The organism is Streptomyces mirabilis (assembly GCF_018310535.1).
Taxonomy (GTDB): Bacteria; Actinomycetota; Actinomycetes; order Streptomycetales; family Streptomycetaceae; genus Streptomyces.
The window spans coordinates 783,382-805,683 of sequence record NZ_CP074102.1 but is presented as its reverse complement, the minus strand read 5'-3'; the positions used below and the strand labels follow the sequence as shown (position 1 = coordinate 805,683).

Genomic DNA, 22,302 nt, shown 5'->3' with positions numbered 1-22,302 from the left:
CTACGGCAGCTGCGCCGCGCGCGCCTCACGCCGGTTGTCGCGGAAGTTGTTCACCCGCCGAGCCGTCGCGAACAGCGGAATCACCGCACCCATGACGAGCTGCAGCGCACAGCCGGTCTGGAGCAGGAGCTGACCGCTGGGGGCGTCGAAGGCCCACGCCGCCAGCAGACCCATGGACAGGACGATCCAGGAGAGCATCGCCACCGCGAGGCGCCCCCGCGGCTTCGGGTACTCCACCCGGCTCACCATCAGCCACGCCGTGCCCAGGATCGCCATCAGCGTCGCCGCGAAGGGAAGCTCCAGGAGCACGATGGAGACCACCGTCAGCGCTCCGAACGGCGACGGCATGCCCTGGAACGTGCCGTCCTTCACCGTGACGCAGGAGAAGCGGGCAAGGCGGAGGACGACCGCGAGCAACACCACGATCGCGCCGAGCGCCGCCACTCTCTGGTGCGCGTCGTCCGCGACCATGCCGTAGACGAGGACGAAGTACGCGGGCGCCAGACCGAAGCTGATCAGGTCCGACAGGTTGTCGAGTTCCGCGCCCATGGGGGAGGAGCGCAGCTTGCGGGCGACGAGACCGTCGAAGAGGTCGAAGACCGCGGCGCAGAGCATCAGGATGACGGCCGTGGCGGCGCTGTGGCGCCCCATGCCCGACTCCTGGCTGCCGGTGAGGTGCGGGATCAGAATGCCCGTGGTGGTGAAGTACACCGCCATGAAGCCGCACGTGGCGTTGCCGAGGGTGAGGGTGTCCGCTATTGAGAGGCGGAGAGAGAGGGGCATTTCCTCCTCGTCGTCCACCTCGTCGGCCTCCGGCACCCAGCCGGCCTGAGTCTCAGGATCAATCACGGTCAATTCGAGTCACCCCAGCCACGGTCTTCTGACCGACTTCCACATCGACCTCGACACCCTCGGGGAGGTAGATGTCGACGCGCGAGCCGAAGCGGATGAGACCGATCCGGTCGCCCTGCTCGACCTTCGTACCCTGCGGGATATAAGGAACGATACGGCGGGCGACCGCGCCGGCGATCTGGATCATCTCGATGTCACCGAGTTCGGTGTCGAAATGCCAGACGACGCGTTCGTTGTTCTCGCTCTCCTTGTTGAACGCCGGAACGAACCCACCGGGGATGTGCTCGACCGAGGTCACCGTGCCGGAGAGCGGCGCGCGGTTGACATGGACGTTCAGAGGGCTCATGAAGATCGCGACGCGGGTGCGTCCGTCCTTCCACGGCATGATGCTCTGCACCACACCGTCGGCGGGCGAGATGACCCGGCCCGGGGCGATCTCGCGCTCGGGGTCGCGGAAGAACCACAGCATGCCCGCCGCGAGAGCGGTGGCGGGTACGGCCACGGCTTTGGCGGCGCCGGAGCGGCGCGCCTTGGCCAGGCTGAGTGCTGCGGTGGCAACGGTCGGGAGAAGCCACGGCGATGCTCCGCGCGCGAGGCGGACCCGGCCGCGAGGTGCAGAGGTTTGGCTGTGGGGCATGGATGACCTTCGTAGCGGATGATGCCGCGCTGGAACGGGGGACGGCGGCTTTCCCGGGATCGTACCGGTCGCGGGCCACAACTGGGCAAGCCAGGAAGCCGAGTCGGCGGCCGAAGAGTGTTGACGGGGTGTGATCTTCTTCTCGAAGAAAACACCCCGAACTGGGGCATCCGACCCTGCTTAACCCTGGAGTCGATACTCTTCGAGCAGTCGGCGCCCGATGATCATTTTCTGGATTTCGGCGGTACCTTCGCCGATCAGCAGCATCGGCGCCTCACGGTAGAGACGCTCGATCTCGTACTCCTTGGAGAAACCGTAGCCGCCGTGGATCCGGAAAGCGTCCTCGACTACTTCCTTGCAGTATTCGGAGGCGAGGTACTTCGCCATCCCTGCCTCGAGGTCGTTTCGTTCTCCGGAGTCCTTTTTGCGGGCCGCGTTCACCATCATTGCATGGGCCGCTTCGACCTTGGTGGCCATCTCGGCCAGCTTGAACTGGATGGCCTGGTGCTGCGCGATCGGCTTGCCGAAAGTGTGACGCTGCTGGGCATAGGAGACGCCCAGCTCAAAGGCACGCTGTGCGACGCCGCAGCCACGTGCCGCCACGTTGACGCGGCCGACCTCGACTCCGTCCATCATTTGGTAAAACCCTCGGCCCGTGGTGCCGCCGAGTACCCGATTGGCCGGTACGCGCAGTCCGTCCATGATGAGCTCGGTCGTGTCGACGCCCTTGTAGCCCATCTTGTCGATCTTCCCGGGAATGGTGAGGCCGGGACGGACCTCTCCGAAGCCGGGCTCCTTCTCGACCAGGAAGGTCGTCATCGACTTGTGGGGCGCGGTGCCCTCAGGGTGTCCTTCGTCACTTCGCACCAGTACGGCCACCAGGTTCGACGAGCCGCCGTTCGTCAGCCACATCTTCTGACCGTTCAGGACGTACTCGTCGCCGTCCCTGACCGCCTTCGAGGTGATCGCGGAGACGTCCGAGCCGAGACCCGGCTCCGACATCGAGAACGCGCCGCGCACCTCGCCCAGCGCCATCCGGGGCAGGAAGTGGTCCTTCTGCTCCTGCGTGCCGTGCTGCTTGAGCATGTACGCCACGATGAAGTGCGTGTTGATGATGCCGGAGACCGACATCCAGCCGCGGGCGATCTCCTCGACGCAGAGCGCGTAGGTGAGGAGGGACTCGCCCAGGCCCCCGTACTCCTCGGGGATCATCAGGCCGAACAGGCCCAACTCCTTGAGGCCGTCGACGATCTGCTGGGGGTACTCGTCGCGGTGCTCCAGCTCGGTGGCGACCGGGATGATCTCCTTGTCCACGAAGTCGCGGACGGTGGAGAGGATCTCCTGCTGGACGTCGGTGAGACCGGCGGTCTGGGCGAGTCGCGCCATGGCTACTTCTCCTGCTGCTTGAGTTCCGGACGGCCGGGCTGCTCGCCCCCGCGCTCCTTGATGTACGTCTCGGTCGGCACCATGACCTTGCGGCGGAACACGCACACCAGCGTGCCGTCCTGCTTGTAGCCCTTGGTCTCGACGTAGACGATCCCGCGGTCGCTCTTCGACTTCGAGGGTGTCTTGTCGAGGACCGTGGTCTCGCCGTAGATCGTGTCGCCGTGGAAGGTCGGCGCCACGTGCTTCAGCGACTCGATCTCCAGGTTGGCGATCGCCTTGCCGGAGACGTCCGGGACGGACATGCCGAGCAGCAGCGAGTAGATGTAGTTGCCCACGACGACGTTCCTGCCGAAATCCGTCGTCTTCTCCGCATAGTTCGTGTCCATGTGGAGGGGGTGGTGGTTCATGGTCAGGAGACAGAAGAGGTGGTCGTCGTACTCCGTGACGGTCTTTCCGGGCCAGTGCTTGTAGACCGCGCCGACCTCGAACTCCTCGTACGTGCGTCCGAACTGCATGCTGCTCAGGCCTCCGGGGCTTCAAACTTGCTGGTGCGCTGCATGCCGGCCGCCCGGCCCTTGCCCGAGATGACCAGGGCCATCTTGCGGCTGGCCTCGTCGATCATCTCGTCGCCGAGCATCGCGGAGCCCTTCTTGCCGCCCGCCTCGGACGTGTAGTACTCGTACGCGTCGAGGATGAGCTCGGCGTGGTCGAAGTCCTCCTGGGAGGGCGAGAAGATCTCGTTGGCCGCGGCGACCTGGTCCGGGTGCAGCACCCACTTGCCGTCGAAGCCCAGGGCGGCGGCGCGCCGGGCGACCTCGCGGTAGCCCTCCTGGTTGCGGATCTGGAGGTAGGGGCCGTCGATCGCCTGGAGGTCGTGCGTACGGGCGGCCATCAGGATGCGCATCAGGATGTAGTGGTACGCGTCCGCCGGGTAGCCCGGCGGCTGCTCGCCCACGACCAGCGACTTCATGTTGATGGAGGCCATGAAGTCGGCCGGGCCGAAGATGATGGTCTCTACACGCGGTGAGGCAGCCGCGATCTCGTCGACGTTGACGAGCCCCTTCGCGTTCTCGATCTGCGCCTCGATGCCGATCTTGCCGACCTCGAAGCCCATCGTCTTCTCGATCTGCGTCAGCAGCAGGTCGAGCGCGACGACCTGCTGGGCGTCCTGGACCTTCGGCAGCATGATGCAGTCGAGGTTCTGGCCCGCGCCCTCGACGACCGTGACGACATCGCGGTAGGTCCAGTGCGTCGTCCAGTCGTTCACCCGCACGACCCGCGTCTTGCCGGTCCAGTCGCCCTCGTTCAGGAACTTCACGATGGTGTGCCGCGCCTCGGGCTTGGCGAGCGGGGCGCAGGCGTCCTCCAGGTCCAGGAAGACCTGGTCCGCGGGGAGGCCCTGGGCCTTCTCCAGGAAGCGGGGGTTCGAGCCGGGCACGGCCAGGCAGGAACGCCGCGGGCGAAGGCGGTTGACGGGCGTGGTCATGCGGGGACCTCCAGGGGGTCGAGCTTGTTCGCTTTCCGGATCTCGTCGACGATACGGCCGATGATTCCGGTGATGTCGAAGTCCTTCGGTGTGAATACCGCGGCGACTCCCGCGGCGCGCAGCAGTTCGGCGTCGGCGTTCGGGATGATCCCGCCGGCGATCACCGGGATGTCGGCCGCGCCGGCCTCGCGCAGCCGTTCCAGCACGTCCGGCACCAACTGGGCGTGTGAGCCGGACAGGATGGACAGGCCGACGCCGTGCACGTCTTCGGCGACGGCCGCGTCCACGATCTGTTCGGGCGTGAGCCGTATGCCCTGGTAGACCACCTCGAACCCGGCGTCGCGGGCCCGCACGGCGATCTGCTCGGCGCCGTTGGAGTGCCCGTCAAGGCCCGGCTTGCCCACCAGGAAGCGGAGCTTGCCGACACCGAGTTCCCGGGCGGTCTCCTCGACCTTGCGTCGCACCAACGCCATCGCGGTGCCCTCCTCGGCGGTGACCGCGACGGGCGCGGACGAGACGCCCGTCGGGGCGCGGAACTCGCCGAACACCTCGCGCAGGGCCTCGGACCACTCGCCGGTCGTGACCCCGGCGCGGGCGCACTCCAGGGTGGCTTCCATGAGGTTGTCGGTGCCCTTGGCCGCCTCCTTCAGCCGCTCCAGCGCCTTGCAGGGGCGCGGGTGGTTGAACGGCGGCTGGTAGCGCGTGTCGCGCCACTGCTGGAGCGCGGCGACGACACGGGCCTCGACCGCCGGGTCGACCGTCTGGATCGCCGCGTCCAGGTCGGCGGTGAGGGGGTTCGGCTCGGTGGACTCGAAGATGTTGACGCCGACGATCTTCTCGGTGCCGCCCTCGATCCGGGCCCGGCGCTCGGCGTGCGAGGAGACGAGCTGCGACTTCAGATAGCCCGACTCGACGGCGGCCATCGCCCCGCCCATCTCGTCGATCCGGCCGATCTCGGCGAGCGACTCCTCGACGAGGGCCGCGACCTTCGCCTCGATGACGTGCGAGCCCTCGAAGATGTCCTCGTACTCCAGCAGGTCGCTCTCGTGTGCCAGCACCTGCTGGATGCGCAGCGACCACTGCTGGTCCCAGGGCCGGGGCAGCCCCAGCGCCTCGTTCCAGGCGGGCAGCTGCACGGCACGCGCGCGTGCGTCCTTCGACAGCGTCACGGCGAGCATTTCGAGGACGATCCGCTGGACGTTGTTCTCCGGCTGGGCTTCGGTCAGACCGAGCGAGTTGACCTGGACGCCGTACCGGAAACGTCGCTGCTTGGGGTCCTGGATGCCGTACCGCTCGTGCGTGACCTGGTCCCAGATCCGCCCGAACGCCCGCATCTTGCACATCTCCTCGATGAACCGGACACCCGCGTTCACGAAGAAGGAGATACGGGCGACGACGTCACCGAACTTCTCGGCGGGCACCTGCCCCGAGTCGCGGACGGCGTCCAGCACGGCGATGGCCGTCGACATCGCGTACGCGATCTCCTGGACGGGGGTCGCCCCCGCCTCCTGGAGGTGGTACGAGCAGATGTTGATCGGGTTCCACTTGGGGATGTGGGAGACCGTGTACGCGATCATGTCCGTCGTCAGCCGGAGCGAGGGACCCGGCGGGAAGACGTGCGTACCCCGCGACAGGTACTCCTTGACGATGTCGTTCTGCGTCGTCCCCTGGAGCTTGGTGATGTCGGCGCCCTGCTCCTCGGCGACGACCTGGTAGAGCGCCAGCATCCACATGGCGGTGGCGTTGATGGTCATCGAGGTGTTCATCTGCTCCAGGGGGATGTCCTGGAACAGCCGGCGCATGTCACCGAGGTGCGAGACCGGCACCCCGACCCGGCCGACCTCGCCGCGGGCGAGGATGTGGTCGGGGTCGTACCCGGTCTGCGTGGGCAGGTCGAAGGCCACGGACAGACCCGTCTGCCCCTTGGCGAGGTTGCGCCGGTACAACTCGTTGGACGCCTCGGCGGTGGAGTGACCGGCGTAGGTCCGCATGAGCCACGGCCGGTCCTTCTGGCGCTCTGTCATGGGTGAACCTCAGACGTTCCGGAAGCGGTTGATGGCGTCGATGTGCTGGGCACGCTTCTCCTCGTCGCGCACGCCCAGGCCCTCGCGGGGCGCCAGCGCGAGCACGCCGACCTTGCCCTGGTGGAGGTTGCGGTGGACGTCGTACGCGGCCTGCCCGGTCTCCTCCAGGGAGTACACCTTGGAGAGCGTCGGGTGGATCTTGCCCTTGGCGACCAGCCGGTTGGCCTCCCAGGCCTCGCGGTAGTTGGCGAAGTGCGAGCCGATGATGCGCTTCAGGGACATCCACAGGTAGCGGTTGTCGTACTCGTGGTTGTAGCCCGAGGTCGAGGCGCAGGTGACGATGGTGCCGCCCTTGCGGGTGACGTAGACGGAGGCGCCGAAGGTCTCGCGGCCCGGGTGCTCGAAGACGATGTCGACGTCCTCGCCGCCCGTCAGCTCACGGATGCGCTTGCCGAACCGCTTCCACTCCTTCGGGTCCTGGTTGTGCTCGTCCTTCCAGAACTTGAAGCCCTCGGCGTTGCGGTCGATGATCGCCTCGGCGCCCATCGCCCGGCAGATGTCCGCCTTCTGCTCGCTGCTGACGACACAGATGGGGTTGGCGCCACCGGCGAGCGCGAACTGCGTGGCGTACGAGCCGAGCCCGCCGCTCGCGCCCCAGATGAGGACGTTGTCGCCCTGCTTCATGCCGGCGCCGTTCCTCGACACCAGCTGCCGGTACGCGGTGGAGTTCACGAGCCCGGGAGCGGCGGCTTCCTCCCACGACAGGTGGTCGGGCTTGGGCATCAGCTGGTTGGACTTGACGAGGGCTATCTCGGCGAGGCCGCCGAAGTTGGTCTCGAAGCCCCAGATGCGCTGCTCGGGGTCGAGCATCGTGTCGTTGTGCCCGTCGCTGGACTCCAGCTCGACGGACAGGCAGTGCGCGACGACCTCGTCACCGGGCTTCCAGGCGTTGACGCCGGGGCCGGTGCGCAGGACGACGCCCGCGAGGTCGGAACCGATGATGTGGTACGGCAGGTCGTGGCGCTTGGTGAGCTCGCTGAGCCTGCCGTAGCGCTCCAGGAAACCGAAGGTCGACATCGGCTCGAAGATCGAGGTCCAGACCGAGTTGTAGTTGACGGAAGAGGCCATCACGGCCACCAGGGCCTCGCCCGGGCCGAGCTCCGGCACCGGCACGTCGTCCAGGTGGATCGACTTGCGGGGGTCCTTGTCGCGGGTGCTGAGCCCCGCGAACATCTCCGTCTCGTCCTTGTGCACGGTGATCGCGCGGTACGACTCGGGGAGCGGAAGAGCGGCGAAGTCGGCAGACGTGGCCGTCTGCGACTGAATCGCGTCCAGGATTTCCTTCACGGTGTTGCCTCCGGCGATGAGCGTCCTGAGGGAAGACGCTGAGGGTTACGTCGGTACTGCTGCTGGGAGTGAGGGGTGTGCCGTCGGTTCGGCGGAGGGGGTGGTGCGGTGGCAGCGCCGGGTTGGCGCAAAAGGTTGCCTGTGACGCAGGCGTCCGGGCGCGCTCGCCTGGGGGTACCCCCGGGCGGAGCCTGGGGGAGGCTTGCGGGGACAGCCGGCGTACGAAAGGTCTCTGCACGCCGGCCGCCCGGACAACATCAACGTATGGCACGCCGTGTCACCGTGCAAGGCACGGAGTGCCATGAGTTTCGCTCAGGTGAAATCTTTACGTAACACGTGAGCGATGATCGATCAGATCGACCGATGATCGATCAAAACGCGCTGGTCAGGGGCGGTATGGAGGGACCGTTCCACGGGCCGGAAGGGCGGGGCGGCGGGCCGCTTCGGAGAACATCTGATGTCGGTGGCACGGCGCGAGGGTGCCGGTGTGGGGGCGTGTGCGGGGGGTGAGGTCGGGGTGCGTCGGCGTCGCAGGGGGCCGGCGGGGCATCCCCGGGAGCGCCGGGCATCGAGAGCGCCGGACGGTCGATGACGAGGGGCGCTCGGCGGCGGAGCCGGGGTGCGGGCGACGGGACCAGAAGGGGGTACCGGCCTGAGGACGGCACTTTTCGGCCCACGACTCGCGGCGCCCGTCCGCCCCCTCGGCGCCGGCTTCACCCCCACACGCGCCCCCGCACCGGCACCCTCACGTTCGCGCAACCCGGACAGCGCCGCTTCCGCGTACCCACCCCACCCACAGGCCCGCGACACACAGCTCCGCACGGGCGCGGCGGCTGCGGGCGATCCGGCTCCTGCCGCGGTGCGCGGAGGTGACCGATCTCCTTGGGGCGCGGCACGGTCTGGACCCGCGCTCTACGACCTTTCCCGCAGCGCCTGCTCGATGGTCCGCATGACCTGGTCCAACGGCGCGTCGACCCGGGCCACGGTCACCAGAACGTCGCCCTCGGTGAACGCGGACGCCGGCGCCGTGCGGGGCGTGGTCTCCCGGCCGGCCCCGATCCCCGTCCCGAAGGTCTTGCGGACGATGGAGAAGGCGTGGTCCAGCTGCGCCTCGACGTCACCTTGACCCCCCGCCCGCAGCCAGCGTCGCAGGACATGGTTGTGCGCCGTGACCACGGCGGACGCGGCGACCTCCGCGAGCAGCGGATCGTCGTTGGCGTCGTCGTCGTGCGCGTGCTCGTCGAAGTGGCCCAGGAGATAGCGGGTGAAGAGCCGCTCGTAGCGGGCCACGGAGGCGATCTCGGCCTCCCGGAGCGTGGGTACCTCGCGGGTCAGCTTGTAGCGCGAGACGGAGATCTCGGGCTGGGCCGCGTACATCGTCATGACTTCCTTGATGCCGCGGCACACCGTGTCGAGCGGGTGCTCGTGCGCCGGAGCCGCGTTGAGGACGGCCTCCGCGCGGATCAGGGTGTCGTCGTGATCGGGGAAGATCGCCTCTTCCTTGGAGCGGAAGTGGCGGAAGAACGTGCGGCGGGCCACCCCGGCCCGGGCCGCGATCTCGTCGACGGTGGTCGCCTCGTACCCCTTGGTCGCGAACAGCTCCATGGCCGCGGCCGCCAGTTCTCGGCGCATCTTGAGCCGTTGGGCGGCGGCGCGACTGCCCGCGGCGCTCTCCGGAGCGTCGGGCGTGGTTGGTGTACGTGAGGACTTGGCGGGCTGGGACATGACCCGAACGTACTGCATGTGCGCAGGGGAACGCGCATGTCCGGGGAACCCCCCGCCCTCGACGGGCGGGGGGGCTGCGGCCGGGCCGAGCAGTCCGCCCCAGTCGGCGGTGTCGCGCAGCCGGTCGCCGGGACGCTCAGCGGCGGGCATATTCGCGGAAGCCGCGGCCCGTCTTGCGGCCGAGGCAGCCCGCGGCCACCAAGTGCTCCAGGAGCGGCGCGGGGGCGAGACCCGGGTCGCGGAACTCGCGGTGCAGCACCTTCTCGATGGCGAGCGAGACGTCCAGACCGACGACGTCGAGGAGTTCGAACGGCCCCATCGGGTAGCCGCCGCCCAGCTTCATCGCGGCGTCGATGTCGTCGAGGGTGGCGTAGTGCTCCTGGACCATCTTGATCGCGTTGTTCAGGTACGGGAAGAGCAGCGCGTTCACGATGAAACCGGCCCGGTCCCCGCAGTCCACCGGGTGCTTGCGGATCTTCCCGCACAGCTCGCGGACCGTGGCGTGCACGTCGTCCGCGGTCAGGACGGTCCGGACCACCTCGACCAGCTTCATCGCCGGGGCCGGGTTGAAGAAGTGCATGCCGATCACGTCCTGGGGGCGTGAGGTGGCACGGGCGCAGGCGACGACGGGCAGCGAGGAGGTGGTCGTGGCGAGGATCGCGCCGGGCTTGCAGACCTTGTCGAACACCCCGAACAGCTGCTGCTTGACCTCCAGGTCCTCGGCCACCGCCTCCAGGGCGAGATCGACGTCGGCGAAGGCGTCGTACGAGCCCGCCGGGACGATCAGGTCCAGGGTGCTCGCGGCGGCCTCCGCGGTCATCCGGCCCTTGTCGACCGAGCGGGCCAGGGACTTGCCGATGCGGGCCTTCGCGGTCTGTGCCTTCTCCTCGGTGCGGGCGGCGAGGACGACCTCGTACCCGGCCTTCGCGAAGACCTCGGCGATGCCGGACGCCATGGTCCCCGAGCCCGCGACGCCGACGGAGCGAACCGTGCGGCCGGGGACCTCGGGCCCGCCGGAGAGGGGGGTCAGCGCGTCCCGCACGACCGTCGCGCTGCCGGGCGCCTCGTAGGAGTAGAAGCCGCGCCCCGACTTGCGGCCGGTCAGGCCCGCCTCGCTGAGCTGCTTGAGGATGGGCGCGGGGGCGTGCAGCCGGTCGCGGGACTCGGCGTACATGGCCTCCAGGACCGTGCGCGCGGTGTCGACACCGATCAGGTCGAGCAGCGCGAGCGGGCCCATGGGCAGCCCGCAGCCGAGCTTCATCGCGGCGTCGATGTCCTCACGGGAGGCGTACTTGGCCTCGTACATCGCGGCGGCCTGGTTGAGGTAGCCGAACAGCAGCCCGTCGGCGACGAAACCGGGGCGGTCGCCGACCGCGACGGGCTCCTTGCCGAGGTCGAGCGCGAGGTTGGTGACCGCGCTCACGGCAGTGGGCGCTGTCAGCACCGACGACACGACCTCGACCAGCTTCATCGCCGGGGCCGGGTTGAAGAAGTGCAGGCCGAGGACGCGCTCGGGGCGGGCCGAGTCGGCGGCCAGGCGCGTCACCGAGAGGGCGTTGGTGCCGGTGGCCAGGATGGTGTCCGGACGCACGATGCCGTCCAGCGCGCGGAAGACCTGCTGCTTGATGTCGTACGACTCCGGGGTCACCTCGATGACCAGATCGGCGTCGGCGGCGGCCTCGAGGTCGGTGAAGGCGTGGAAGCGGGCCAGGGCGTCGGCGCGCTCCTGCTCGCTGAGGCGCTCCCGTCGCACGGCGCGGGCGGTGGAGGCTTCGAGGGCGGAGACGGCCTGGGCGGCCGCGGCCTCGCTGATGTCGATGCCGATGACGTCGCGGCCGGCCCGGACGAGGACCTCGGCGATGCCGGTGCCCATCGTGCCGAGGCCGACGACGGCAACGGTCTTGAGCGGGGACAGAGGGGTGTCGGACAGGGGAGTTGCCATCGCGGGACTCCAGAAAGAGGGTGACGACTGAGGAGCGCACGCATGTACGCCCAGGAGGCGCACGGAGTGCGGAGAGTGCGGGTGTTGCCGGGCTGACGAGCGCACACGCCCGGTGCCGTCCAAAGGGGGGTGCCCGCGAGGGCGCACCCAGGGAACGGTGAAGCCGACCGGCCCTGTCCCGGAGCCGTGTCGTACTGAGGTACCTGAGGTACCGAACCGACTGCTCTCACGATGGCTGCGTCACCAGGCCACCGCAAGCAAGACGCGAGTGGGTAACTCGCTCGTCTGAGCTTAACTCGCCGGTAACGAGCGCGCCAGCCCCCGAATTTGTGATGTACGTCCCGGAGTCATGGAGGCCGCGCCTAGGCTCGGCTTCATGGACGAAGAGTTGCGATCACTCACGGAGCGTCTACGAAACGAGGCGGGTGCTTCGCCGGCGTACGAGCGACTCGTGGCGACCGAGGACCCGGATGCGCTGGCGGCCGCGCTGACCGCGCCCGGACAGCCCTTGTGGGCACGGGAGTTGGTCGCCTTCCGGCTCGGACTCGCCGGGGACCGGCGGGCCTTCGAGGCGCTCGTCCTGCTGCTGAACCACCGCGACCCGCAGCGCTGCGCGTCCGCGGCACACGCGCTCGCCCGCCTCGGCGATCCGCGCACGGCCCGCGCGGCGGCCGCGCTCGCCACCAACGAACTGCGCGTCGCCTACGCGCTGCATCCCGTACGGCTCCTGGTCGAGCTGCGCGCCCCCGAGGCCGTACCGGCGCTGATCACCACCCTGGGGCGCAGGCTGCGCCCCCACGACCCCTACCGAAGAGTCGCCCTGGCCTGTGTGGAGGGGCTCGGGGCGCTGGGGGACGTACGTGCGAAACCCGTCCTGAACGAGGCGCTCGCCCATCCGGCACTCGCCGAGGCGGCGGTGCACGCGCTGGCCCGACTGCCCGGGTGACACGGCGGGCGGCCGACGGGCCGCCTCCCGCAGCGCCTCGTCGACCGTGCTCACCGTGTCGTCGCGCTCCGGACCCGGCCCTTCGAGCGTAGTCCGTGACGTCCGCACGGGAACGGTCGGAACCGCAAAGAGTTCCCGCGCTACCGGAGCGCCCCGGTGTCGGCGCCGGGGCGCGTGAGGGTGCGGGCGTACCGGACCTCGGGCACGGCGACACCGTCCACCTCGAACGGCTCCTCGCCACCGTCGGGACCGAACCCGGCCTGTGCGTAGAACCGGCGTGCCCCGGTGTTTGCCTTGAGGACCCACAGCAGCATCCGCGCGTGCCCCGCGGCGGTGCAGCGGGCGATCGATTCCGTGAGAAGTGCGCGGCCCACCCCGGCCCCGACCCGCTCGGGATCGACGTAGATCGCGTACAACTCGGCAGACCCGACGTCCTCGCCGCGGGCTTCGTCGTCCCGGTACGGGCCGTGGCAGGCCCAGCCGACCACCTCGCCGTCCCGCTCGGCGACCAGGTTCACGACCGCGCCGCCGCCGCGCCCGAAGCGCTCGCGCCGCCGGGCCGCGTCCTCGGTCACGCTGAGTGTGTCCAGGTACGACTGGGGCATCAGCCCCCGGTAGGCGGTCTGCCATCCGCGGATGCGGATCTCGGCGACCCGCTCGCAGTCCGAGCGGACCATCTCCCGGATCCGGACCGGAGCTGCGCTCACTCGCTCACCACCGCGTACGCCTCGATCTCCATCAGGAACTCGGGGCGGACCAGCGCGGCGACCTGGACCGCCGACGCGGCCGGGAGGCGGTCCGCGGGTATGTGGGCGTCGCGGGCCGCGCGGACGGCCGGCATATGGGCCATGTCCGTGACGAAGAAGGTGAGTTTGACGACGTCGTCGAAGGTCGCCTCGGCGGCGGCCAGACAGCGGCGCAGGTTCTCGAACACCTGACGGGCCTGCGCCGCCGCGTCGCCCGCGCCGACGAGCCTGCCGTCCTCGTCCAGGGCGAGCTGCCCCGAGACCGCAACGAAGCGGCCCGTACCGAGGACGACATGCGAGTACGCGGCGGCGGGGGCGACCCCGTCGGGGGCGGGAATGCGGGTCAGCTCACTCATGCGTCCATGGTGGACCATGGGTCTGACAACGCCCCCGACGGGCCGTCAGGGCGTGCTCAGCCGCGGTGGCCGAGCAGCCCGTGCAGCGTCGCGCCAGCCGAGGACGCACCGCCCGAGGCGGTGGACAACGCAGCCTTCGTGCTCTTCGGCTCCGGGTCCGGCAGCTTCTTGCACACCGCGTCGGCCACGCCGCTGCCGTGCGGCACCTTGCCGTTGGTGAGGTACGCCGCCAGGTACTTGTCCAGACAGGCGTTCCCGCTCAGCGTGATGCCGTGGTTCCCGCCCCCCTGCTCGACCACCAGGCTGGATCCGCGCAGTAGGTGGTGGACCGTCACGCCGCCCTGGTAGGGAGTGGCCGCGTCGTTCGTGGCCTGGAAGAGCAGCGTCGGCGGCAGCGCCCTGTTGGCGATGTTCACCGGCCGCAGCGTCTTCGTCGGCCAGAACGCGCACGGCGCGTTGTACCAGGCGTTGTTCCAGGCCATGAACGGCGCCTTGCCGTACACCGCCCAGTTGTCCTTGCGCCACTGGTTCCAGTCGCGCGGCCAGGACGCGTCACGGCACTGCACCGCGGTGTAGATGCTGTAACCGTTGTCGCCGGAGGCGTTGATGGCGCCGAGGTTCTCGTAGGCCGCGACGAGCGGGGCCGTGTTCTTGCCGTTCACGTAGGCCGCGAACGCCCCGGCGAGGGAGGGCCAGTAGCCGTTGTAGTAGCCGCCCGGGATGAAGGTGTCCTCCAGTTCGGAGGCGCCCACCTTCTTGCCCGCGGGGTTCTTGGCGAGCGCCCTGCGCATGGCGTACCACTTGGCCTCGACCTTGGCCGGGTCCGTGCCGAGCTTGTAGGTCGCGTCGTGCTTGGCGACCCATGCCAGGAACGCCTGGTGGCGGTCGTTGAAGGTGTAGTCCTGGCCGATGTTGTCCTCGTACCAGACACCACTGGGGTCGACGATGGAGTCGAGCACCAGACGGCGTACGCGCTGCGGGTAGAGCTTCGCGTACACGGCGCCCAGGTAGGTGCCGTACGAGTAACCGAAGTAGTTGATCTTCTTGGCGCCGAGCGCGGCGCGGATCGAGTCCATGTCCCGGACCGCGCTCACCGTGTCGATGTACGGCAGCAGGTCGGCGTACTTCTTGCCGCACGCCTTCGCGAAGGCCTTGGCGCGGTCGAGGTTGGCCTTCTCGATCGCGGGGGTGCTGGGCACGGAGTCCGGGCGCACCGGGTTGAAGGACCCGGGCTTGCAGTCAAGGGCGGGCTTGCTGGCGCCGACACCGCGCGGGTCGAAGCCGATGACGTCGTACTGCGCCGCCACTGCCTTCGGCAGCGAGGATGCGACGAATCCGGCCAGCGAGAGCCCGCTGGCGCCGGGGCCGCCCGGGTTCACCAGCAGCGGCCCCTGGTAGGTCTTCGCGGTGTGCGGGACGCGTGAGAGGGCGAGGGTGATCTGCCGGCCGTGGGGCTTGGTGTGGTCCAGCGGCACCGTCAGGGACGCGCATTGGAGCGTCGGATACTTGCTGGTCCCGCACTTCTTCCAGGTGGGTTTCGCGGTGGTGAGGGTGGTGCGCGGTGCGGTCGCGGAACCGGCGCTCGCGTCGGCGGGGATCGATGTGATCATCCCGGCCAGCACGGCGGCCGCCCCGCACAGAGCAGCTGCGCGTTTCTTCACAGAGCCTCCCAAGGACGGAGGATTTTGAGCCGTGCACGCCACGGCCTTCGCCGCATCGTCCCGGACAGGGGCCCCGGAAGAACTCGTTCTGGAAAGTCTTGACCCAATTGAGCCGCGTGATGCGCCCGGATGCCGTCAGGAACGGGCCGGGCAACGGTCGTTCGCCGTGGTCAGAGCAGGGTGAGCTGGGTCGGTTCCGGCGTGGCGGGCGCCACCGGCTCGGCGGACTCGGAGGGCGCGATGATCCTGCGGGGCATCCCCGCGCGCGTGGGACCGATGCCGTACTCCTGGGCCAGCTCGTGGACCTGACGGGTGATCCGGCGCTGGTACCACTTCGGGGCGTACGCGCCCTCCGCGTAAAGCCGCTCGTAACGCCGTACGAGATACGGGTGGTAGTGCTCCAGCCAGGCCATGAACCACTCCCGGGCGCCGGGCCGCAGATGCAGCACGAGCGGGGTCACCGAGGTGGCCCCGGACGCCGCTATCGCCCGCACGGTGGCACGCAGTTGGGCCGGGCTGTCACCCAGGAAGGGGATCACGGGGGCCATCAGGACCCCGCAGTCGATGCCGTGGTCCGTGAGGGTGCGCACGACGTCCAGGCGGCGCTCCGGGGCCGGGGTGCCCGGCTCGACGGTGCGCCACAGCTGGGAGTCGGTGAAGCCCACGGAGACCGAGATCCCGACGTCGGTGACCTCGGAGGCCTGCTTCAGGAGGTCGAGGTCGCGCAGGATCAGCGTGCCCTTCGTCAGGATCGAGAAGGGGTTCGCGTGGTCGCGCAGGGCCGCGATGATGCCGGGCATCAGCCGGTAGCGGCCCTCGGCCCGCTGGTAGCAGTCGACGTTGGTGCCCATCGCGATGTGCTCGCCCTGCCAGCGGCGCGAGCCGAGCTGGCGGCGCAGCAGCTCCGGCGCGTTGACCTTCACCACGATCTGGGAGTCGAAGTCGAGTCCCGTGTCGAGGTCCAGATAGCTGTGGGTCTTGCGCGCGAAGCAGTACACACACGCGTGTGTGCAGCCCCGATAGGGGTTGACCGTCCACTCGAAGGGCATGCGCGAGGCCCCTGGTACCCGGTTCACGATCGAGCGGGCCCGGATCTCGTGGAACGTGACACCACGGAACTCCGGGCTGTCGAACGTACGGGTGGTCACCGCGTCCGCGCCGAACAGCGCGGCGTCCCGGGCGCGGTCCCCGGCGGGGTCCGCTGTGAGGTTGTCCCAGCGCATGACGCCTCCTCGGTAGCACTGGCCACAGAATAGAACACATGTTCCCTTGATCGTGCGACCCGGTTTTCCGCGCACGTCGGAGCGCCCCTTCCGCGCCTCGGCGGGGACCCGTTCCGCGCCCCCTGGGGGCCCCGATTTGGGGGGTCGGGCCGCCGGGTGGTTGGCTTGCCGCACACCCCGAGTCACCAAGTGCTGGAGGAAGTGCAATGGCGCAGGTCGAGGCCACGACGGAGCGGGTCATCGCGGCGGACGCGGAGGCGGTGTTCGACGCCCTGGCCGACTACAGCGGCACGCGCGCGAAGCTGCTGCCCGAGCACTTCAGCGAGTACGAGGTGCGCGAGGGCGGCGACGGCGAGGGCACCCTCGTCCACTGGAAGCTCCAGGCCACCAGCAAGCGCGTGCGCGACTGCCTCCTCGAGGTCACCGAGCCCACCGACGGTGAGCTCGTCGAGAAGGACCGCAACTCCTCCATGGTCACCACCTGGCGGGTCACCCCGGCCGGCGAGGGCAAGTCCCGCGTCGTCGTCACCACCGTCTGGGACGGTGCGGGCGGCATCGGCGGCTTCTTCGAGAAGACCTTCGCGCCCAAGGGCCTCGGCAGGATCTACGACCTGGTGCTCGACAAGCTCGCCGCCGAGACGCAGAAGTAGCCAGGACGCACGCCTCTTTGACGGCCGCACGGCCCAAGAGGCAACTCTCCGGGGCGCGTTGTCACCCTCACCGGTTCGAGTGGATCTCCTCGCGACGCGGCGGTACGCCGTAACTCGTCGCGCTTGCTCACAGTTGTCGCGATAAGCGGGAATTGTGCGGTGGGCGCGACGAGGGGAGCGGTACGTGGGCGGGATCACTCTGGTGCAGGACGAACCGGCTGCCGCGCCCCCGCGGCACTCGCCTCCACCGGCCCCCGGGACCGCCCGGCTGAGCCCGCGCCAGGTGCGGCTGGTCTTCTTCGGACTCATGCTCGCGCTGCTGCTCTCCGCCCTCGATCAGATGATCGTGGCCACCGCGCTCCCGAAGATCGTCGGTGAACTGCACGGCCTGGGCAGGATGTCCTGGGCGATCACCGCCTATCTGCTCACCTCCACCGTCGGACTCCCCGTCTACGGCAAGCTCGGCGACCTCTTCGGCCGCAAGGGCGTCTTCCAGTTCGCGATCGTCGTCTTCGTGGCCGGTTCGGCGTGCTCGGGACGAGCCCAGAGCATGGACCAGCTGATCGCCTTCCGCGCGATCCAGGGCGTCGGCGCGGGCGGCCTCATGATCGGCGTGCAGGCGATCATCGCGGACATCGTGCCGCCCCGCGAGCGCGGCCGCTTCATGGGCCTGATCGGCGCCGCCTTCGGCCTCGCATCGGTCGCCGGGCCCCTTCTGGGCGGCTATTTCACCGACCACCTCTCCTGGCGCTGGTGCTTCTACATCAACGTGCCCTTCGGCCTGCTCACCCTGGCCGTCGTCACCGTCGTGCTGAAGCTGCCCAGGCCCCCCGCGCGCGGACGCGTCGACGTACTCGGTGTGCTGCTGCTGGCCGCCGCGTCGACCTGCCTGGTCCTGCTGACCAGCTGGGGCGGCACCGAGTACGCCTGGGGCTCACGGGTCATCATGGGGCTCGGCGCGGGCGCGCTCGTCGCGACCGTCCTCTTCTTCGTCGCCGAGCGCTTCGCCACCGAACCCCTCATCCCGCCGAGGCTGTTCAAGGACGGTGTCTTCAACATCACCGCCCTGGTGGGGCTCGTCATCGGCGTCGCCCTCTTCGGAGCGGCCAGCTATCTGCCGACCTTCCTGCAGATGGTCGACGGGGCCAGCGCCACCGAGTCCGGACTCCTCATGCTCCCCATGATGGGCGGCATCGTCGGCGCCTCCATCGTCTGCGGACAGCTCATCAGCCGTACCGGCCGCTACAAGATCTATCCGGTCCTCGGCAGCGCCCTGTCGGCCCTCGGCATGTGGCTGCTGTCCCGCCTCGAAGTCGACACACCCCGCCTGCAGTACAGCATCTGGATGGCCATCCTCGGCGCGGGCATCGGCATGGTGATGCCGGTGCTGGTCCTCGCCGTGCAGAACTCCGTGCGCCCCGCCGACCTTGGCACCGCGACCAGCGCCAACAACTACTTCCGGCAGATCGGCGGCAGCGTCGGCGCCGCCGTCTTCGGCACGCTGTTCGCCCGTCGGCTCTCGGACGCGCTCGCCGACCGCCTGCCCCCGCGCACCGGCCTGCCCGACCCCGAGTCCATCACCCCGCAGCTCGTCCACTCCCTGCCCGAGGCCCTGCGCGACGACTACATCCGCGCCTACGCGGACGCCATGCCGCGGATCTTCCTCTACCTCGTCCCGGTGCTCGTCCTGGGCCTGCTCATCGCCTGCTTCCTCAAGGAGAAACCGCTGGTGTCCCACAACGCCCCCATCGCCGACCCGGAGACCGCACGGGTGAACGCCCCGATCCCGCAGGCCCGTTCGTCCCACGCCGCCGGGATCCCCGTCTGCGGCACCGTGCAGCACCCCGACGGGACCGTCGTGCCGCGCGCCGCGCTCACCCTCATCGACATCGCCGGACAGCAGATCGGGCGGGGCGCCAGCGGCGAGGACGGGCGGTACGCGCTGTCCACGCCCGGATCGGGGTCGTACGTACTGATCGCCGCGGCCGGCGGCCACCAGCCGCAGGCCGTCTCGGTGACCATCGGCGAGCGCCCCGTGGAACTGGACGTCGTCCTCGGCGGCGCGGGACGCCTCGCCGGGAGTGTGCTGACCGCGGACGGCACCCCCGTGCGCGACGCCACCGTCACGCTCACCAACGTCCACGGGGAAGTCGTGGCCACCACCCGCAGCGGGCGCGAAGGCGGCTATGTCATCACGGAGCTGGTGGCGGGCGAGTACACCCTCGCCGCCAGCGCGCCCGCGTTCCGCCCGGCCGCCCTCCCCGTCACCGTGCAGGCCTCGCGCGAGACCCGCCAGGACGTCGAACTCGCGGGCGGCGCCGTGCTGCGCGGCACCGTGCGGGCGGGCGGCGGCCGGCCCGTCGAGGACGCGCGGGTGACGCTCCTGGACGCCGCGGGCAACGTGGTGGACACGCTCACCACCGGTGCGGACGGGGCGTTCCGGTTCGTCGACCTGTCCTCCGGCGAGTACACCGTCATCGCGGCGGGCTATCCGCCGGTGGCCACCGTGCTGCAAGTGGCCGGCGGGGGGCGCACGGAGCGGGATCTGCAGCTCGGCCACGAAGACTGAACGGCCGCCGCGGGAACCTTCGCGGAGGCGGGCAGTGCGCCGGAGCCGCCCCCTGGAAAGGTCAATTCCCGTATTGCCACACATCGCGACGGGCCGCAGCCGTACGGTAGTGAAGGCGGCACAGATCTTGCGGAGCCGTGGGGAGGAAGGGCCTCGGCCATGGACAGCGGCACAGCAAGTGGCACGGAAAGTGGCACCGCGAGTGGCACCGAAGTGGGCGCACCTCTCAGCCGCGGAGCTGGGGACGGCGCGGTGGAGCAGACCGGAGCCGGGCGCATCCCACTGGCCGTGGTGGTCGTCGACCGCGACGGACTGGTGTCGCACTGGAGCACCGGTGCCCGGCGGCAGTTCGGCGTGTCCAAGGAGGACGCGGTGGGCCGCCCCGCCGTCGACCTGCTCCCCGTCTCCGGCGCGCTCCCCGAAGAGGACGAGATCGGGCCCTACGGCGCGTACGCGGCGTACGACGGACTCGGCCCCGGCCTGGAGTCCTCCCTCGGCGGACGGTTCTCCTACCCGGCCGCAGGACGCGCCCGGCTCACCGTGCCCGAGCGGGACCGCGTGGACGTCCTGTGGTGGGCGTACCCGCTGGTCGGCCCCGGACCGGAGCGGCTGCTCGTGCTCGCCGCCGACGCTGACGCGCTGCGCCACGAGGACGAGGAGGTGGCGATCGAGCGCATCGCGCCCGGCTTCGCGCTGCACACCGACTTCCCCGGCGCCGAGGAGCTGGCCCGCAGACTGCCCGAGATCCTGCCCAGCATGAGCGTGGGCGAGGGCGCCCGCATCGTCTCCCAGGTACTCGAACTGGGCTACCCCGTCCTGGAGTTCAGCCAGAACGACCGGGTGCCGGTGACTCCCGACTGGGGTGTGCCCCGGCGCGCCGAACGCAAGGCGCGCCGTGAGCGGGCGGAGCGCGCCGCGGCCACCGGCGAGCTCCTGCCGCAGGAGCTCCAGGACGAGGAGGGCGAGGACCTCGAGTACGTCGCAGTCCGCGAGCGCCTGGAGTTCCTCAACGAGGTCAGCGGGCGCATAGGCACCTCGCTCGACCTCGCGCAGACGATCCTCGAGGTCAGCCGGGCCGTGGTGCCGCGCTTCACGGACGTGGCGGGCACCTATCTGCGCGAACAGGTCGTCGCCGGTGAGGGCTTCCCCGACGGTGTGCCCGACACGACCACCATGTGGCACCGCGTCGCCGTCGAGCACACCGACGAGCCGGGCCGCTGGGACGACGTCGTGCCGGTCGGCGAGGCCATGCCGTTCCCCGCGCACACACCGTTCTTCCAGTGCATGACCACCGGTGAACCCGTCCTCGTGCCGCGCATCAGCGAGCAGATGGGGCACATGATCGCCGCGCAGTTCGAGAAGCGCGACATCAGGCCGCTCATCACCAACCGCTCCATGCTGGTCGTGCCCCTGAAGGCCCGCAACGTGGTCCTCGGATTCATGATCCTGCTGCGCCACCCGGAGCGCGTCGAGTTCAACGACATGGACCGGGTCACCGGCGCCGAACTCGCGGCCCGCGCGGGCCTCGTCCTCGACAACGCGCGCATGTACACCTACCAGGAGAGCGTCGCCGAGACCCTCCAGGACAGCATGCTGCCGCACATCGCGCCCCGCATGGCCGGCTGTGACATCGCCACCCGCTATCTGCCCGGCACTCTGCTGGGACGCGTCGGCGGCGACTGGTTCGACTCGGTGAAACTGCCCGGCTCCCGTACCGCCCTCGTCGTCGGCGACGTGATGGGCCACGGCCTCAACTCGGCCGCGATGATGGGCCAGTTGCGTACGGCGGTGCAGACCATGGCGGCGCTCGACCTGCCGCCCGCCCAACTCCTGCGCAACCTCGACGATCTGGCTCAGCGGCTCGGTGAGCACTACCTCGCGACCTGTCTGTACGCGGTCTACGACCCCATCGCCGGCGAGCTGCACATCGCCAACGCGGGCCACATCCCGCCCGTCCTGGTCCGCGCCGAGGACGGCCACAGCGAACTGCTCGACCTGCCGACCGGCGCGCCCATCGGGGTCGGCGGCGTGCCCTTCGAGGCGGTACGCGTGCCGGTGGCGCCCGGCGACCGGCTCGTGATGTGCACCGACGGCCTCGTCGAGGTGCGCGGCGAGGACATCGGTGTCGGCCTCGCCACGCTCTGCGAGTCCGCCGCCCACCCGGCCGCGTCCATGGACGACGCCTGCGACACGATCATCCGCGCCCTCAACAGCTGTGGCGGCCGCAAGGACGACGTGGCGCTGCTGATGGCCCGGCTCAACGGCATCGAACCCGAGGACGTCGCCGAGTGGCGGCTCTCGCTCGACCCGGTCGAGGCCGGCCGGGCCCGCACCGTGGTCCGCGAGCAGCTCCACGACTGGGGCCTGGCCCGGCTGGCCGACCCGGCCGAGTCGATGGTCGGCGAGCTGGTGGCCAACGCCGTACGGCACACGCACAGCCGCCGGATCGAACTGCGGCTCGTGCGCGGCGACACCCTGCTGTGCGAGGTGGCCGACGATGACCACACCCTGCCGACGCTGCTCAGCGCGAGCCCCGGCGACGAGTTCGGCCGCGGTCTGCGTATCGTCAGCACGCTGGCCCGCGAGTGGGGCACGAGCCGCACCAGCGCCGGCAAGACCGTGTGGTTCGAACTGACCCTGCCGAGGCGCTGATCCTGCGTTCCTGGGGGCGCACGGGGGCGCGTACCGGCGTACGCGGATCGAAATGAACCGTGCAGGAATGCGCCGCATGCTTGTCGACGCACGCCCGGCG

17 protein-coding genes are annotated in these 22,302 nt (G+C 69.9%); 4 read left to right on the top strand and 13 right to left on the bottom strand.

Annotated elements, in window-relative coordinates; all coding sequences use genetic code 11:
* From pssA to SMIR_RS03605, 9 genes are all read right to left on the bottom strand, one after another.
* Complete coding sequence (gene pssA, locus SMIR_RS03645; protein WP_101401789.1) at positions 1–819, bottom strand: CDP-diacylglycerol--serine O-phosphatidyltransferase; 819 nt, start codon at positions 817–819, stop codon at positions 1–3.
* A 22-nt stretch (positions 820–841) separates the two neighbouring features.
* A complete protein-coding gene (locus tag SMIR_RS03640) occupies positions 842–1,489 on the bottom strand; it encodes a phosphatidylserine decarboxylase (RefSeq protein ID WP_095851695.1) in 648 nt (215 codons plus the stop codon).
* 180 nt (positions 1,490–1,669) lie between these two features.
* The gene (locus SMIR_RS03635; protein ID WP_101401790.1) at positions 1,670–2,875 is read right to left on the bottom strand and encodes an acyl-CoA dehydrogenase family protein; all 1,206 of its coding nucleotides are present in this window, start codon (positions 2,873–2,875) and stop codon (positions 1,670–1,672) included.
* Between the two features lie 2 nt (positions 2,876–2,877).
* Positions 2,878–3,390 (bottom strand): MaoC family dehydratase, encoded by a 513-nt coding sequence (locus SMIR_RS03630; RefSeq protein ID WP_168497390.1) that lies wholly within the window; start codon positions 3,388–3,390, stop codon positions 2,878–2,880.
* A gap of 5 nt (positions 3,391–3,395) precedes the next feature.
* Complete coding sequence (locus tag SMIR_RS03625; protein WP_075029694.1) at positions 3,396–4,361, bottom strand: HpcH/HpaI aldolase/citrate lyase family protein; 966 nt, start codon at positions 4,359–4,361, stop codon at positions 3,396–3,398.
* Positions 4,358–6,385: an ethylmalonyl-CoA mutase gene (locus SMIR_RS03620; protein ID WP_168497392.1), complete on the bottom strand. Its 2,028-nt coding sequence runs from the start codon at positions 6,383–6,385 to the stop codon at positions 4,358–4,360. The genes SMIR_RS03625 and SMIR_RS03620 overlap by 4 nt, the downstream gene beginning before the upstream one ends.
* Before the next feature lie 9 nt (positions 6,386–6,394).
* The gene (gene ccrA, locus SMIR_RS03615) at positions 6,395–7,732 is read right to left on the bottom strand and encodes a crotonyl-CoA carboxylase/reductase (RefSeq protein ID WP_168497394.1); all 1,338 of its coding nucleotides are present in this window, start codon (positions 7,730–7,732) and stop codon (positions 6,395–6,397) included.
* 912 nt (positions 7,733–8,644) lie between these two features.
* Entirely contained in the window at positions 8,645–9,457 is an 813-nt protein-coding gene (locus tag SMIR_RS03610; protein WP_212726501.1) for a TetR family transcriptional regulator, read from the bottom strand.
* Positions 9,458–9,593: 136 nt separating this feature from the next.
* Positions 9,594–11,399, bottom strand: coding sequence for a 3-hydroxyacyl-CoA dehydrogenase family protein (locus SMIR_RS03605; protein ID WP_168497397.1), 1,806 nt, complete (start codon positions 11,397–11,399; stop codon positions 9,594–9,596).
* A gap of 376 nt (positions 11,400–11,775) precedes the next feature.
* Between SMIR_RS03605 and SMIR_RS03600 the strand changes: the two genes are divergently transcribed.
* Positions 11,776–12,345, top strand: coding sequence for an adenylosuccinate lyase (locus SMIR_RS03600; RefSeq protein WP_212726500.1), 570 nt, complete (start codon positions 11,776–11,778; stop codon positions 12,343–12,345).
* 140 nt (positions 12,346–12,485) lie between these two features.
* Here SMIR_RS03600 and SMIR_RS03595 read toward each other — a convergent pair whose 3' ends face one another.
* The 4 genes from SMIR_RS03595 to SMIR_RS03580 form a co-directional block, all read right to left on the bottom strand.
* Positions 12,486–13,022 (bottom strand): GNAT family N-acetyltransferase, encoded by a 537-nt coding sequence (locus SMIR_RS03595; protein WP_168501409.1) that lies wholly within the window; start codon positions 13,020–13,022, stop codon positions 12,486–12,488.
* Between the two features lie 26 nt (positions 13,023–13,048).
* Positions 13,049–13,447: a RidA family protein gene (locus SMIR_RS03590; RefSeq protein ID WP_168497401.1), complete on the bottom strand. Its 399-nt coding sequence runs from the start codon at positions 13,445–13,447 to the stop codon at positions 13,049–13,051.
* A gap of 56 nt (positions 13,448–13,503) precedes the next feature.
* Entirely contained in the window at positions 13,504–15,108 is a 1,605-nt protein-coding gene (locus tag SMIR_RS03585) for an alpha/beta hydrolase (protein ID WP_168497403.1), read from the bottom strand.
* A gap of 170 nt (positions 15,109–15,278) precedes the next feature.
* Positions 15,279–16,331: an Rv2578c family radical SAM protein gene (locus SMIR_RS03580; RefSeq protein WP_212726499.1), complete on the bottom strand. Its 1,053-nt coding sequence runs from the start codon at positions 16,329–16,331 to the stop codon at positions 15,279–15,281.
* 206 nt (positions 16,332–16,537) lie between these two features.
* On the opposite strand from SMIR_RS03580, the gene SMIR_RS03575 reads away from it, so the two are divergent.
* The 3 genes from SMIR_RS03575 to SMIR_RS03565 all read left to right on the top strand — a co-directional run bounded on the left by SMIR_RS03575 (position 16,538) and on the right by SMIR_RS03565 (position 22,202).
* On the top strand, positions 16,538–16,981 hold the full coding sequence (locus SMIR_RS03575) for an SRPBCC family protein (RefSeq protein ID WP_101401831.1): 444 nt from the start codon (positions 16,538–16,540) through the stop codon (positions 16,979–16,981).
* Between the two features lie 184 nt (positions 16,982–17,165).
* A complete protein-coding gene (locus tag SMIR_RS03570) occupies positions 17,166–19,550 on the top strand; it encodes an MFS transporter (protein ID WP_168497408.1) in 2,385 nt (794 codons plus the stop codon).
* Between the two features lie 159 nt (positions 19,551–19,709).
* Entirely contained in the window at positions 19,710–22,202 is a 2,493-nt protein-coding gene (locus tag SMIR_RS03565; RefSeq protein ID WP_212726498.1) for a SpoIIE family protein phosphatase, read from the top strand.
* Positions 22,203–22,302 lie beyond the last annotated feature (100 nt).